Origin of the sequence: Mesorhizobium sp. B2-5-13 (assembly GCF_006440535.1) — a bacterium.
Classification (GTDB): domain Bacteria; phylum Pseudomonadota; class Alphaproteobacteria; order Rhizobiales; family Rhizobiaceae; genus Mesorhizobium; species Mesorhizobium salmacidum.
Genome location: NZ_VFUI01000002.1, coordinates 564,326 through 578,859, shown reverse-complemented (window position 1 = coordinate 578,859; position 14,534 = coordinate 564,326). Strand labels below are relative to the sequence as shown.

Sequence of the window (14,534 nt, the reverse complement as noted above, 5' to 3'; positions counted from 1 at the left end):
CTACTGGCTGCTCGACGCGGCCGCCCCGGGATGATCGCCGAAGATACCGCGCTGGCTGACCTGGATGCCCGCCGGCCCCAGGATGATGGCGAACAGCACCGGCAGGAAGAACAAGATCATCGGCACGGTGAGTTTGGGCGGCAGGGCGGCCGCCTTTTTCTCGGCGGCGTTCATGCGCATGTCGCGGCTTTCGGCGGCGAGCACGCGCAGCGCGTGCGCTACCGGCGTACCGTAGCGTTCGGCCTGGACAAGCGCCTGCGACACAGACTTGACCGATTCCAGCCCCGTGCGGCTGGCCAGGTTCTCGTAAGCCTGCTTGCGCTCCTGCAGATAGGAGAGTTCGGCGTTGGTCAGGATGAATTCTTCCGCCAGGGCCACCGACTGCGCGCCGATCTCGTCGGCGACCTTGCGCAGCGCGGCTTCCACCGACATGCCGGACTCCACGCAGATGAGCATCAGGTCGAGCGCATCCGGCCACGCCATCTGGATCGACTGCTTGCGCTTGGTCGCGCGATTGTTGACGTAGAGGACCGGCGCGTAGAAGCCGCCATAGGCAACCAGGACGCAGACGAACAGCCGGACCACCAATGGCTTGTCGGGCAATCCTCCGAGCACGAAAATATAGACCAGACCGAGCGCGAAGCCGACAAAAGGAAGCACCAGGCGGAAGAACAGAAAACGCGTTAGTGGATTCTGCCCGCGAAAACCGGCAACCTTGAGCTTTTGCAAGGTGGCCTCGTCGGCCAACGCACGCCGCAGATCGAGCCGGTCGACAATGTTGCGCATGCCGACCGACTGTTGCTCGCGCAGACCCTTGCGGCGGCGATCGGCCTCGGTCGCAAGCCGCGCGCGCTGCTTGGCGCGAAGCTCATCACGCTCCAGCGCGACCGATTTCATGCGCGCCTTGAGCTGGTTTCCGCCAAGCGCCGGGAGCAGCGTAAAGACAGTTGCGAACACGGCGATAGCGACCAGCAGCGCAATCAGGAAGCTGGGATCCGTCAGTGATTTGATGGCTTGTTCGGTCATGCCGCGGCCCTAGACTTCAAAGTTCATCATCTTGCGCATCACGAAGATGCCGATCGACATCCAGACGGCGGCGAAACCGAGTATCAAATGGCCGACGCTGGTCGTGAACAGCGGCATCAGATAGTTGGGACTGGAGAGATAGACGAGAAAGGCGACGATGAAAGGCAAGGCGCCGATGATGGCGGCGGATGCTTTCGCTTCCATCGACAGTGCCGCGACCTTGGCCTTCATCTTCTTGCGGTCGCGCAACACGCGCGAAAGGTTACCCAGCGCCTCGGAGAGATTGCCACCGGCCTGCGACTGGATCTGGATGACGATACCGAAGAAACTCGCCTCGGTGCACGGCATGGTTTCGGGCATGCGCAAGGTCGCGTCGGGGATCGACAGGCCCATCTGCTGCGAATCGACTATCCGGCGAAACTCGGCCTTCACGGGTTCAGGCGATTCATTGGCGATCAGGCGTATGGCGTCGTTCAGCGGCAGGCCGGACTTGACCGCCCGCACGATGATGTCGAGCGCGTTTGGAAATTCGTTGAGGAATGCCTTGACGCGGCGGGTACGACGAAAGGAGACGAACCAACGCGGCAGGCCGAGCGCTCCGGCGAGCAGCACACCGGGCAAGACAATCATCGGCGCTCCGGCCATGAACGCGACGATTGTCAGCGCGAGGCCGAATATGGCCGAATAGATATAGAAACGCTCGATCGGCACCTTCATCCCAGCCTGGCGAAGCTGGGCTTTCAGCGGCGGCTTCTTGACGGCGGTGTCCTTGGTCTTCTGCTTCTCGTCGAGTTCCTTCAGTGAATCCTGCACCGATTTGCGGCGCTTGGCGGCGTCCGCCGCGCGGTCACGGGTCGCCTTGACAACAGAACGGTCCGTCTCGGCGGCCTTGATCGTTTCAAGCCGCTTTCCGGCCTGTTTCTCATTGCTAATCTGGGTGAACAGGAATGCATAGGCGACCGCGCCGGCGCTGAAGCCGGCGAGCACGACAAACGCCAATACGGTGCCGTCAATTCCAAACATCGACCAGAACCTTCACGCCCGCGGATGCGTCAGTCAGCACGTTTCTCCATAGCCTCGAGCGCTGTGGCGAGACGCTGCTCCTCGCCATAGTATCGGGCCCGCTCCCAGAAATGGGGGCGGCCGATGCCGGTCGAGACGTGTTCACCCAACAGCCTGCCGTTGGCGTCCTCGCCCTTGATGTTATAGAGGACAATATCCTGCGTGATGATGACGTCGCCCTCCATCCCGATTACTTCGGTGATGTGGGTGATGCGGCGCGATCCATCGCGCAGGCGCGCCGCCTGGATGATCACGTCGATGGAGCCGACGACGATTTCGCGCACGGTTTTCTGCGGCAGCGAATAGCCGCCCATGGCGATCATGGACTCGATACGGTTCAGGCATTCGCGCGGGCTGTTGGAGTGGATCGTTCCCATCGAGCCGTCATGGCCGGTATTCATCGCCTGCAGGAGATCGAAGACCTCGGGTCCGCGCACTTCGCCGACGATGATGCGTTCGGGCCGCATGCGCAGGCAGTTCTTGACCAGGTCGCGCATCGTCACCTCGCCCTCGCCCTCAAGGTTGGGCGGACGCGTTTCCAGGCGCACGACATGCGGCTGCTGCAGTTGCAATTCGGCCGAGTCCTCGCAGGTGATGACGCGCTCATCACGGTCGATGTAGTTGGTCAGGCAGTTGAGCAATGTCGTCTTGCCGGAGCCGGTGCCGCCCGAGATGACGATGTTGCAGCGGACACGGCCGATGATCTTGAGAACTTCGGCCCCTTGCGGAGAGATGGCGCCGAACTTGACCAGTTGGTCGAGCGTCAGCTTGTCCTTCTTGAATTTGCGGATGGTGAGCGCGGTGCCGTCGATGGCCAGCGGCGGCGCAATGACGTTGACGCGCGACCCGTCGGGAAGACGGGCGTCGCAGATCGGGCTGGATTCGTCGACGCGGCGGCCGACCTGGCTGACGATGCGCTGGCAGATGTTGAGCAGCTGCTGGTTGTCGCGGAAGCGGATGTTGGTCTGTTCGACCTTGCCGTTGACTTCGATGTAGACGTTCTTGGACCCGTTGACCATGATGTCGGCGATGTCGTCGCGCGCGAGCAACGGCTCGAGCGGCCCATAGCCGAGCACGTCATTGCAGATGTCCTCGAGCAGTTCTTCCTGCTCAGCGATCGACATCGCGAAGTTTTTGATCGCGATGATATCGTTGACGATGTCGCGGATTTCCTCGCGGGCGCTTTCGGGATCGAGCTTGGCGAGTTGCGACAGGTCGATCGTATCGATGAGGGCCGAGAAAACCTGGCTCTTGGTATCGTAGTAGGTTTCGCTCTTTTCGCGGCCTCTCCTCGGTTCCGGCGCCATCGGCGGCGCCTCGACCGCGCGCCTGGCCGGTGGCGCGACAGGCGCGCTCGGCTGAGGCGTGGCCGCGGGCCGGGCAAGAACCGCGGTGTCCGCCGAGACCGCGGCGGCCGGCGCGACCGGTGCCGGCTGGCGAAATTCCGGCGTGAACCGATTGCCGTCGTCGTTGCCTCTTTTACCGAACATGACCGACTACCGACCCCATTGCGTCACTTTTTGTTGCGCGAGAGCTTGCCGAGCAGACTGCCCAGGCCAGCCTTCTTTTTCGCTCTGATTTCGCTGCGGCCGGTCAGCACATGAGCAATCTCGTTGATGGTGGCCACAACCGGGTTCTTGGCATCCATCTCGCCCAGCATGCGTCCGTTGTTTGCGGCATTGCCGAACAGCAAGGGATCAAAGCCGATGACCGACATCGGTGTCAGGCCGAGCGGCTCGGCGAAATCGGATGACGATATCTCCGGCCGCTTCGGCACGCCGGCCTGGTTGATGATCAATTTCGGCGGCGGGTCGTTCGGGCGAAGCCGCTTCAACATGTCGACCAGGTTCTTGGTGTTGCGCAGATTGGCCAGTTCCGGCGTTGCCGTGATGACGATCTCGTCGGCCTTGACCAGCGTGTTCTTGGCCCATCCCGTCCAGACATGGGGAACGTCGAGCACAAGGATCGGCACGCTGCGCTGCGCGGTATCGACAAGCTGCGCGAAGGCATCGGGATCGAAGTCGTAGACGCGTTCCAGCGTCGAGGGCGCCGCGAGTAGCGACAGATGCTCGGCGCATTGGGTCAGCAGCCGGTCGAGATAGACTTCGTCGATACGCTCGGGCGAGAACACGGCCTCGGCGATGCCCTGGGCAGGATCCTGATCGAAATTGATGTTGGCGGTGCCGAAGGCGAGATCGAGGTCAGCGACAACGACCTCGGATTTGAACAGGGAGGACATTGCCCAGGCAACATTGTGGGCGATCGTGGAAGAGCCGACGCCGCCCTTGGCGCCGACGAAGGCGACCGAGCGGCCAAGCGGTTCAGCTTCCGGATCGACGAAGATCGACGACACGACGCTGACGACGTCGGCCATCGACACCGGCGCGATGACGTATTCGGAGATGCCGGAACGGATGAGTTCGCGATAGAGGCCAACATCATTGTAGTGACCGATCACCACCACTTTCGAGGATGGATCGCAGTATTCCGAGAGCTGGGCGAGTTGCTCCAGCAGTTGCTTGGGTTCGCTGCGCGATTCCAGCAGGATCAGGTTCGGTGTCGGCGCCGACTGGTAGAACTCGATGGCGGTGGGAACGCCGCCCATATGGACTTTGAGGTGCGCCTTGGTCATGCGGCGGTCCTCGCCGGCGCGCTGGACCGGATTGGCAACGCCCTCCGTCTCGCAGAATGCCTGGATCGAAATACGCGGAACCGGCCGCAACGCCTGCATCGCGGCAACGTCCTGCGGCGAGGTGTCACCGCCCTCCACGGTGGCGTCATAGGCAAGGTTGCTCATGGTCATGCTCTTTCCGTTGCCTGGTCGTGGCGTCGCTTCTTTCCGAGGGCGGCTTAGTAAGTCACTTCCGAGTTGCCGAGTAATTCATCCGAAATGCCCCTGTCTTGGTAGACACCGATGGCTTTGCTGCGATTTGCCGCATCAATAGTGGTAGATTTGCGCGGCCCGAGAAGATCGCCTGGATTGGCCATCTGGGCGGCAAGATTGTTCTGATAGGAGCAGCCGAAATCGGCGTAGTGCTTGTTCTCCGACGTTTCCACCAGGTCGGCGGGCCAACGTCCGCATTTGTCGGTCTGTGCCCTCACCGCGATGTAGGAGACGCGAACCGGGGCTGATGCCTCGCTCGATCCAGCCTGATAGGAGACCACGACGACCCGGTCGCGTTTGATGCCGGCGGCGACCGCGAGCCGGGCGAAATCGCGGCCGGCCGCCGTCGCGGCGACTTCGTTGGCCGATCCGCTTGGAATCTGGATCGTCAATGCCGGAGCGGCACTCTTGTCATAGCCGTCGAGGAAACCCAGGAGCGTGTCGCGCTGCGAGCCGGTCATGCCGCGGTCGCCGGCGCCGACAGGAAGATCGATCTTCTGGTTCTTCTCCGCGATGACGATTGGATGATTGGTGCGATAGTCGTCGGGGATGGCGCCGACGGTAATGCTGTCGCGGTGGGCACAACCGGCCAGCAGAGCCGATACCGCCACCGCCATGATCGGAAGGACCCGCAGGCTTATCCGAGAACGGCCGGAGCGCATCGCCATGGTCCTTGCCTTCAATGCTGACTGAGACATGTCTGCTTTCCCGTTCACTTGTAGATGAAGCCGACAACGCCGTGATAGCGGCCATTGGGCCTGTCGGTCTGCATGGTGCCGTAGACGCGATTGACACGCCCAAGGAACATGCCCGCCCCGTCGCTCGGAGGGTTGAAATTGTCGTCCGGCTTGGCGAGATCGTTGCGTGCCACGGGTTTCACCAGATAGGGCGTGATGATGATGACGAGCTCGGTCTCGTTGCGCACGAAATCCCTGCTGCGGAAGAGCGCGCCGAGCACAGGAATCTTTGTCAGTCCAGGCAAGCCGTTGACCGCTTGCCTGACATCGTCGCGAACCAGGCCGGCGATCATCATGGAGCCGCCCGAGGGCAGTTCGACGGTCGTATCAGCAAGGCGCTTGCGCAGTGACAGGGCATTCATGCCGATACTCCGATTGTCCGTGGATGCCGAGACGGACCCCTCGGTTGTCGGCTCGGAAACCGAGGTCCTGACTTTCAGGCTTATCCGGCCGGGCGATAAAACCACCGGCTGAAATTCCAATCCGATTCCGTACTCGATCTTATCGACGGAATAGGTCTTCAAGCCGGTCTGGTTGTCTTGCGATACATTCGCGGAGACGTTGGTCACCATGTTGTATTCGCCACCCACCTTGAACGTCGCCTTCTCACCAGATACGGCGGTCAGGGTCGGTTCGGCCAACGTCTTCATGACCCCCGACTGCTCCATCGCGTTTATATATGCCTGGAGTGCGGAGGAGCCGATGCTTAGGCCAGCGTTCGACAACGGCTTTCCGAGACCAGTGAAAGGGTCACTGAGCGCGCCATAGCTGATGCCGTTGCTGCCGCCGCTGCCGACCATATTGACACCGAGCTGCTTCATCACGGAGCGGCTGACTTCGGCCACCGTCACCTTCAGCGTGACCTGATCGTCTCCGATGATCTGCAGCAGATTGACGATTTGGCTGACGCGGCGCTCCTGGTCCGGGTTGTTGATGTCGACACCGCTCTGGGCCGAGCCGCCGGCGGCGGTCTGCGAATATTGTCCCGTCGTCGCTTCACCGCCGGATACAAACATATTTGCCAGCTGTTCGGCGCGCTTAGCATCCAAGGGAGTATCCACGGTGCCGGTCAGAACCACGTTGTCGTTGAGCAGTTCCACCTTGACGGCCGAGGTCGGAATGAAGCGCCTGATATAGTCCTCCAGGCCGGCGACGTCGCGCTCGATGGCCAGGTCCAGGCTGGCGATCTGTTCGCCGTTCGGCCCAAAGACGAAGATGTTGGTTTCGCCGACCGCCTTGCCGAAGAGGTAGATACGCCTTGCGGTGCGGGTCACCGCATCGGCAACGGAGGGATTGGCGACAAGAATGTCGTAGGCATCGCTCGGCAGGTCTATAACCACCGATTTGTTGAGGCCAAGCTTGACGCGCTGGGTGGCTGTCGTGGCCGACACCTTAGTGCTCTTCGCCTCGACGCCCTGCACATTCGCTCCGACGAGCAAAAGGCCGAGTGCCATGGCCACGATTGCCGGCAGTTTAGCGCTTAGCCTCATTTCCTTGCCCCTACTTCGGAGACTTCGCCCGACTTGATCAGCCTCACCGTTCCCCGGCGGCCATTGCCGGAAACGAGATAGTCGGCCTCGTCCACATTCTTTTCCTTGGTGTCCGTGATCGCCCGCAGCGCCAGCGTCAGGCGATCCGCCATCTGTTGGGCGACGGTGATGATCTCGGCCTGTTTGGGTGTCAGCTCCAGCGTGGCGGTCTGGCCCACCCTGGTCTTCTTGCCTTCCTCGTCTTCCTGGATGGTCTGGTCGATTGCCAGGACGCGGATATTCTTCAGGATGGTCTCGGTGCTGAATCCGGCCCCGGTGTTGGCATCGGCCCTGCGGGTCATGATGACGTCGACGAAATCGTTGGGAAGGATGAAGCCGCCGGCCGAAGTGTCCGCCGATATTGTCGTTGCGACCGCCCGCATGCCGGACGGCAGGATGGACGACATGAAGCTTTGTCCCTCGCCGATCAGCTTGGAGCGCCGCACGGGCTCGCCGGCATACATCGGCACACGGGCAATCGACCCTTTCAGCTTCTCCAGGGCATCGGGGGCTGTGGCCTTGGTGATGAAATTCGCGTTGATGCCGTCAGCAGGCCAGGATTGCCAGCCTATGTTGTTCTCGAGCGCGTTGCCCATTGCGACATCGCCCGAGAGCACAAGCACGTCCTGCAGGGCCACCGCGGGGGCCTGGGGGCCAGAATCGACGACGACCTGAGGCGGCGGAGCGACCATGTTTTTCGCGACATAGCCAGCACCGCCCGCCGCGGCCACCGCCACGCTCAGAATAATCAATCGGGATGCTGGCATCTGTCCGAACCCTCGCCCTTGGCAAACCAACCTAGCCAAGCCGGACTTTGCAGCGGCAATCGTCAAAACAAGGTTAATGCAATGCTTACGATCGTGATTAATTTAAGGTTTATATAAATTAGAAAAGATTACGCCGTGAGGCGCGGAAATGCTGGGCCGCCGCTCCGCAAAGCTGGCGTGCAAGGCATATCGGCCGACGAAAATTTAATGAATTCAGCTCGCCAGCCTTGCCAGCGCCCACACCATCAAGGGGGAATCGGGATAGGTCAGCAGGCCACCCAGGCCGAGCGCGATCCCGTAGGGAACACCGGCTGATTCTTCCGCAAAATGACGCAGGAATGGATTGCGTCCGGTGAACATCGCCAGAGGCGATTTCCGGTAAAACAGGATCGCGATTGTCAGAAGGCCGCCGATGATTGTCGAAGCGACAAGATATTCGACGAGGTGGACGTTGAGTCCCATCCACACGGCCGTGGCGGCCAGCAGCTTGGCGTCGCCACCGCCCATGCCACCCAAGGCGAACAGACCGAATGTCACGGCCAGGACAATGGCGCCGGCGGCGAAATGCCAGCCGTAAGCCGCCCATTCCATGCCCGTCAGCGGCGCCACCAGCGCGAAGACGGCGACAAGCAGCACCGGCACGCGATTGGCGATCGTCATCGACAGCATGTCGGAGATCGCTGCAAACAGCATGCAGAACGGAAAGACGACGAAGATCAGGGCTTCAAGCATCGGGGCTATGCCTATTGTCGGATTCCACGGGGCTCAATCTAGGCATGTTCGATTAACGATTGATGAGGCCCGAACGAAAAGACGACTGGTATTGGCAGCGGCATAGAACAAGGGCCGCAACGCGGCGGCCCTTGTTCAGAATGCAGTCCGAGTGTTTAGCAAACGGCAGATTAGCTGCCGCTGCCTGCGGTGTTCATCGCGGTACCGATAGTGGTAAACTTAGCATTGATTGCATTGCCGAGGGCGCCGGCGCCGGTGATGATGGCGAGCGCGATGAGAGCGGCGATCAGACCATATTCGATAGCGGTCGCGCCGGATTCGTCCTTCACGAAACGTGCGATGAGATTAGACATTCGAGAGCTCCTACTCCACGTGTTACAGCACTTCCGTCAACTTCTGTGATGGTTGATCGGATGCTGGCAATCTAGGGAGAAGCTCTTTCAATCGGCTTAATAAACAGCCTTACCGATTCCTTTCCCGGCTCGAACCGAGTGCGTGGTTAACTCCACACTAAGCGCTGGCAAATATTCCGTTTCGCGGGTCAACGCCGTAAAAGGCAAGGGCTTGGGGAAGCTTGCGAGCCCTGCGCGCATCGGGCCATGCGGTAGCCATGTCGACCGCTACATCCGGCGGCGGCAAGCCGACTTAACCGTTGGTTCACCAATCTCGTTCATGTTCCGTTGAACAGTCCGCTTGCGTGGAGCGCCTTGATGGCCGTGCCGAAATCCTCAATCCTGATTGCCGCGCTTCTTGTCGCCGCCAGCTTGATTACGCCCGCCAGGGCTGGCGCCGACATCGAGGTCACCATGAATCAGGCCAAGATCGTGAAACTGTCGCGCCCCGCCGATACGATCGTCGTGGGCAACCCGGCAATTGCCGACGCTTCCGTCCAGGATGCCTCGACGATCGTGCTCACCGGCAAGGGTTTCGGTGTCACCAATCTCGTCGTTCTCGACCCGGACGGCAGCCCGATCGTCGACGCACAGGTTACCGTGGTCCGCCAGGCAGCCTCGTCGGTTCGCATTTACCGGCGCGCGGATGTCCAGACCATGTCGTGCACACCCTATTGCGAAAGCTCCTACAAGAGCGAGGCGGAGAAATCGTCCGAAGCCGAGATGAACCTCAGCAAATAGGCTGCACGGAGTGCGCCATGGCCCAGGTTACCGCCTGGTTAAAACGCCCGCGCCGACTTTAACGATCATTCAAACCGGACCTCAATTGGTTTGCGCTAGTGGACCTGTCAGCACCGTCCAGGGATGGCAGGAACATCGCATGAGCATGGAATTCAGCTCGACAGGTCAGCACAAGATGGAGCGCACCAGATTTTTCAGGCGCTTCGTGCGCGACCGGCGCGGCAGCACTGCGCTGGAGTTCGCGCTGCTTGCAATGCCGTTCGCACTCCTGGTGTTCGCCATCCTCGAAAGCTGCATCTCGTTTGCCAGCCAGGAGGTGATGGCCAACATCACGGACGATGTCGCACGCCGGCTGCGCACCGGCCAGTTGAGGGCTGCCGACATCGCCGGAGATAGTTTGAAGAACATGATCTGCGACAAGCTGGAAATCATCGTTTCCCAGGATTGTCCCAATCAGTTGAGCGTCGATCTTCGCCAGTACACGGCGTTCGCCGACGCGGCTTTGGCCGGCTTCAGGATTCAGGGCGGTGACATCAAGCTGACGAACAGCGGCGCCGATGTGCCCTTTACCGTCACGGCGGGTGCGGCGGAATCAAAGAACATGCTGCGGGTCTTTTACAAATGGCCGATCATGACCGACCTGATGGCGCAATCGATGGGGGGTAACAAAACCCTGCATTTCGCTTCAGTGACCTGGCAGAACGAGCCGTTCGACAATTGAGACTATCACGCAAGCACCAACAAGAAAAAAGGCAATGAGTATGATGCGTGCGGGGGCACATCTGGGAATTGCAGGGCTCTGGGCCAAATCGGTCAGGTTCTGGTCCAATCGCCGCGGCGTCGCGGCGGTCGAGTTCGCGCTTATCGCGCCTATCCTGCTGGTCATGTATTTCATGACCTTGGAGGCTTCGCAGGCCATCGAGACAAGCAAGAAGGTCAGCCGTGTCGGCAGCATGGTCGCCGACCTCGTGACGCAACAGCCGAGCATCGTCAAGGCGGACCTCGATGCCATCATGAAGATCGGCAGCGTAACCCTTCAACCCTACAACCGCTCGACGCCCAACATCACCATCACGGCCATACAGATCACCACCGAAGCCACGCCGAGGGTGCTGGTGGTGTGGTCGCGCAAGGTGGTCAACGGTGTGAACGGCGTCGGAGCCACCGCTGGCACCGCGACCACGGTTCCGGCAACGCTCAGGGTCGCCGGCACCTTCCTCATCCGCGTCGAGAGCAATCTCAACTATTTGCCGATCATCGGCTGGACGACGGACAGCCAGCAGAAGCTTGGAATGACCCCATCTCTCACAACGACGATCCCGATGGGCGAAACCTATTTTCTGCGCCCCCGCAGGAGCGTCACGATTCCTTGCGGCGACTGCTGAAGACCTTATCGCCGCCCACCATCGACCGAGACCAGGCGCACGATGGCCTCCGCCGTGGCATAATCTTTTGAAACCACGGGCATAAAGCCGCCGGCATGCTTCGATTCCAGAAGATCGTAGACATCCGGCGTCGTCGATTTGAGGTTGGTGAGGAACACGGTCAGCCGACGCTTGGCTTCCGGATCGAGATCGCTGCGCACCGCATGGGGACCGTATCTCAGCAGACCCGACGTCCACGCCACCTGGAGGGCCGACGCCGAAAGGCCTGATGCCTCGAGCCTTGCCTGCGTGCCCCCTGACAGCTGCGGCTGGCCGTCGGCCGCTGCCCTCACCCAGCCGAACATGGCGTCGGTCTCGCCGTCGACGAGCATGGTTTCGGCCGCCGACGCCGAAGGGGCATGGACAAGAAACCGTGCATCTTCGGCGATCTCGACGTGTTCGGCAGCCAACCCCGCCAAGGGCAAAAGAGAACCGCCGACGCTATCCGGCGGCGATATGGCGACCCGGTGGGTCTCCATATCGGCCAAGCCGCGCAGTTTGCCATCCCTGGTCAGCAGTACCGAGCGGATGCCGGCCACACCGTCGGAATCGACCGGAGCCACGAGCGGCTCGATGCATCCGCAGCGTTGCAGCGCCGTGGCGTAGGCGGTCGCCGAATAGATGGCGTATTCGATCCGTGCATTGGCCTGTCCCTCGATCAGTGCCGCATAATCGCGGGCAACGACGAACTCGATCTTCATGCCGAGCGCATTGGTAAAGGCTTGCGTCAACACCGCCAGCCCCGGAACGGTGTTGCCGGCGCCGGGCTCGGCGACGATGCCGATGCGAAATGTGCCTATATCATCGCGCCAGTCTGCCCACGCCGGTCCGCACCAGAACGCGTTCACCGCCATGAAGGCGGTCCATGCCTTGAGCGCAGTCGACAGGACCGTCCCGCCTCTTGTTCCGTCCATGGATCCCTCGTCACAACACCCGATCGTTGTGTGAATCTCGTTGCCAAGACCGCCGGGCACATTGGGGCGACATGGAATTGACTATCGCGCCAAGCCGTTGCCGTTTGGTTTCCGAATTGCCAAGGCCGCCGCGGAACCCTATGTCTGGGTGTCCACACTGGCAACAAATAACCCGATGGCGCGTGCTTTCCTCTTCGTCCTGGATTCCTTCGGCATCGGCGGCGCGGCCGACGCTGAAAGCTATGGCGATGCCGGCGCCAACACGCTGGCGCACATCGCCGAAGCCTGCGCCGAAGGGCGCGCGGATCGCGAAGGGCTTCGTCAGGGACCGCTGTTCGTCCCCCATATGGCATCGCTGGGACTTGGCAAGGCGGCCGAGACCGCGACAGGACTGGGGTTTACGCATTTCGGGACGGACCTGCTCGCCAATGCCTTCCACGGCGCGGCGCAAGAGATTTCGCGCGGCAAGGACACGCCTTCCGGCCATTGGGAGATCGCAGGCCTGCCGGTGCGCTTCGACTGGGGTTATTTCCCGGACACGGTTCCCGCCTTCCCGGCCGACCTGACCGAGGCGATCATCCGCGAGGGCAAGGTGCCCGGCATTCTCGGCAATTGCCATGCGCCGGGTACCGAGATCATCGAGCGGCTCGGCGAGGAACATATCCGCACCGGCAAGCCGATTTGCTACACGTCGGTCGATTCGGTCCTGCAGATCGCCGCGCATGAGGTCCATTTCGGCCTGGAGCGGCTCTATGAATTGTGTCAGGTGGTGCGCCGGCTGGTCGACCCGCTGAGGATCGGACGGGTGATCGCGCGCCCCTTCGTCGGCGAGACATCAGCCACGTTCGAGCGAACCTACAATCGCCACGACTACGCCGTGCCGCCACCCGAGCCGACATTGCTCGACCGGCTGACGGCGCGCGGCAGCCGCGTCGTCGCCGTCGGCAAGATCGGCGACATCTTCGCCCATCGCGGGATCTCGCAAGTCCGCAAGGCCGCGGGCAACATGGCCATGTTCGACCAGGCGCTGGTCGCGATGGACGAGGCCACCGACGGCGACCTCGTCTTCGCCAATTTCGTCGATTTCGATACCGAATTCGGCCATCGCCGCGACGTCGCCGGTTATGCCGCCGCGCTCGAGGCTTTCGACCGGAGACTGCCGGAGGCCTTCGCGAAGCTGAAGCAGGGCGACCTTCTCATCCTGACCGCCGATCACGGCAACGATCCGACCTGGCGCGGCACCGACCATACGCGTGAACGCATTCCGGTCATCGGCACTGGACCCGGCCTCAAAGGCGGCGACATAGGGCTTAGGGCGACATTTGCCGATATCGGCGAGACCGTTGCCGAACATCTCGCGCTGACGCGCGGCCGCAACGGCATATCCTTTTATGCCTCGATTGGCGGCCATGCCTGAATTACCCGAAGTCGAAACGGTCCGGCGCGGTCTGCGGCCGGTCCTGGAAGGTGCCCACCTGGCCGAGGTCGAGATGAGACGGCCCGACCTGCGGTTCCCCTTCCCCGAACGGTTTTCGGAGCGGCTGACCGGCAGGACGATCACGGCGCTTGGACGGCGGGCCAAATATCTGACCATGCATATGCTGGGCGGTCCGGTGCTGATCTGCCATCTCGGCATGTCCGGCTCCTTTCGCATCGAGACCGGCGACGACGACGAGACACCTGGCGTGTTCCACCATGAGCGCTCGAAAAGCGCGGCACACGATCATGTCGTGTTCCATGTCGTTTCCGCGGCCGGCAGGCGGTCACGTGTGATCTTCAACGATCCGCGTCGCTTCGGTTTCATGCTGTTTGCGCAAGAGCCGCCGGAGACGCATCCGATGCTCGCCGGACTGGGCGTCGAACCGACCGGCAATGCACTGGACGGCGTTCTGCTTGCCTCGTTGCTGAAAGGCCGCAGCTCGCCGCTCAAGGCAGCGCTTCTCGACCAGAGGCTGATCGCCGGCTTAGGCAATATATATGTCTCGGAGGCGCTCTGGCGCGCCGGCCTGTCACCGCTACGTGAGGCGGGCACCATCGCCAGGCCAGGCAAGAAGGCCAGGGAACAAAGCGAACGCCTCGCCGAGGCGATCCGCTCGGTCATATCAGATGCCATCGCGGCCGGCGGGTCTTCACTGCGCGACTATATGCACACCGATGGATCGCTGGGTTATTTCCAGCATTCCTTCGCCGTCTACGACCGCGAGGGTGAGCCTTGCCCCAGGCCTGGCTGCGGCGGCCATGTCGAACGTATCGTGCAGGGCGGTCGCTCGACCTTCTATTGCCGGACCTGTCAGACGTGAGCTAGACCGGTGTCGAGCAAAGGAGG

General features: G+C 61.7%; 15 protein-coding genes. 5 read left to right on the top strand and 10 right to left on the bottom strand.

What is annotated here, in order from left to right; all coding sequences use genetic code 11:
* From FJ434_RS06010 to FJ434_RS05970, 9 genes are all read right to left on the bottom strand, one after another.
* Positions 1-1,026, bottom strand: coding sequence for a type II secretion system F family protein (locus FJ434_RS06010; protein WP_140746561.1), 1,026 nt, complete (start codon positions 1,024-1,026; stop codon positions 1-3).
* A gap of 9 nt (positions 1,027-1,035) precedes the next feature.
* Positions 1,036-2,049: a type II secretion system F family protein gene (locus FJ434_RS06005; protein WP_140507613.1), complete on the bottom strand. Its 1,014-nt coding sequence runs from the start codon at positions 2,047-2,049 to the stop codon at positions 1,036-1,038.
* A gap of 29 nt (positions 2,050-2,078) precedes the next feature.
* Complete coding sequence (locus FJ434_RS06000) at positions 2,079-3,578, bottom strand: CpaF family protein (RefSeq protein WP_140716134.1); 1,500 nt, start codon at positions 3,576-3,578, stop codon at positions 2,079-2,081.
* A gap of 23 nt (positions 3,579-3,601) precedes the next feature.
* A complete protein-coding gene (locus FJ434_RS05995) occupies positions 3,602-4,891 on the bottom strand; it encodes a CpaE family protein (protein ID WP_140716132.1) in 1,290 nt (429 codons plus the stop codon).
* A 47-nt stretch (positions 4,892-4,938) separates the two neighbouring features.
* Positions 4,939-5,670 (bottom strand): CpaD family pilus assembly protein, encoded by a 732-nt coding sequence (locus tag FJ434_RS05990; protein ID WP_140716130.1) that lies wholly within the window; start codon positions 5,668-5,670, stop codon positions 4,939-4,941.
* 14 nt (positions 5,671-5,684) lie between these two features.
* Positions 5,685-7,199: a type II and III secretion system protein family protein gene (locus FJ434_RS05985; protein ID WP_140716128.1), complete on the bottom strand. Its 1,515-nt coding sequence runs from the start codon at positions 7,197-7,199 to the stop codon at positions 5,685-5,687.
* Positions 7,196-8,005, bottom strand: a complete 810-nt coding sequence (cpaB, locus tag FJ434_RS05980) for a Flp pilus assembly protein CpaB (RefSeq protein ID WP_140746558.1) — start codon at positions 8,003-8,005, stop codon at positions 7,196-7,198. Before cpaB ends, FJ434_RS05985 begins: the two co-directional genes overlap by 4 nt.
* A 213-nt stretch (positions 8,006-8,218) precedes the next feature.
* Complete coding sequence (locus FJ434_RS05975) at positions 8,219-8,737, bottom strand: prepilin peptidase (RefSeq protein WP_140507623.1); 519 nt, start codon at positions 8,735-8,737, stop codon at positions 8,219-8,221.
* Positions 8,738-8,907: 170 nt separating this feature from the next.
* Complete coding sequence (locus FJ434_RS05970; RefSeq protein ID WP_140507625.1) at positions 8,908-9,090, bottom strand: Flp family type IVb pilin; 183 nt, start codon at positions 9,088-9,090, stop codon at positions 8,908-8,910.
* 357 nt (positions 9,091-9,447) lie between these two features.
* On the opposite strand from FJ434_RS05970, the gene FJ434_RS05965 reads away from it, so the two are divergent.
* The 3 genes from FJ434_RS05965 (at position 9,448) to FJ434_RS05955 (ending at position 11,255) form a co-directional block, all read left to right on the top strand.
* Positions 9,448-9,870: a pilus assembly protein N-terminal domain-containing protein gene (locus FJ434_RS05965; RefSeq protein ID WP_027142008.1), complete on the top strand. Its 423-nt coding sequence runs from the start codon at positions 9,448-9,450 to the stop codon at positions 9,868-9,870.
* Between the two features lie 139 nt (positions 9,871-10,009).
* On the top strand, positions 10,010-10,591 hold the full coding sequence (locus FJ434_RS05960; protein WP_140746638.1) for a TadE/TadG family type IV pilus assembly protein: 582 nt from the start codon (positions 10,010-10,012) through the stop codon (positions 10,589-10,591).
* Between the two features lie 40 nt (positions 10,592-10,631).
* Positions 10,632-11,255, top strand: a complete 624-nt coding sequence (locus FJ434_RS05955) for a TadE/TadG family type IV pilus assembly protein (RefSeq protein WP_140507743.1) — start codon at positions 10,632-10,634, stop codon at positions 11,253-11,255.
* 5 nt (positions 11,256-11,260) lie between these two features.
* Here FJ434_RS05955 and FJ434_RS05950 read toward each other — a convergent pair whose 3' ends face one another.
* Complete coding sequence (locus tag FJ434_RS05950; protein ID WP_181165868.1) at positions 11,261-12,181, bottom strand: phosphate/phosphite/phosphonate ABC transporter substrate-binding protein; 921 nt, start codon at positions 12,179-12,181, stop codon at positions 11,261-11,263.
* A 202-nt stretch (positions 12,182-12,383) separates the two neighbouring features.
* On the opposite strand from FJ434_RS05950, the gene FJ434_RS05945 reads away from it, so the two are divergent.
* On the top strand, positions 12,384-13,625 hold the full coding sequence (locus tag FJ434_RS05945; RefSeq protein WP_140746553.1) for a phosphopentomutase: 1,242 nt from the start codon (positions 12,384-12,386) through the stop codon (positions 13,623-13,625).
* On the top strand, positions 13,618-14,508 hold the full coding sequence (gene mutM, locus FJ434_RS05940) for a bifunctional DNA-formamidopyrimidine glycosylase/DNA-(apurinic or apyrimidinic site) lyase (protein ID WP_140746550.1): 891 nt from the start codon (positions 13,618-13,620) through the stop codon (positions 14,506-14,508). The genes FJ434_RS05945 and mutM overlap by 8 nt, the downstream gene beginning before the upstream one ends.
* Positions 14,509-14,534 lie beyond the last annotated feature (26 nt).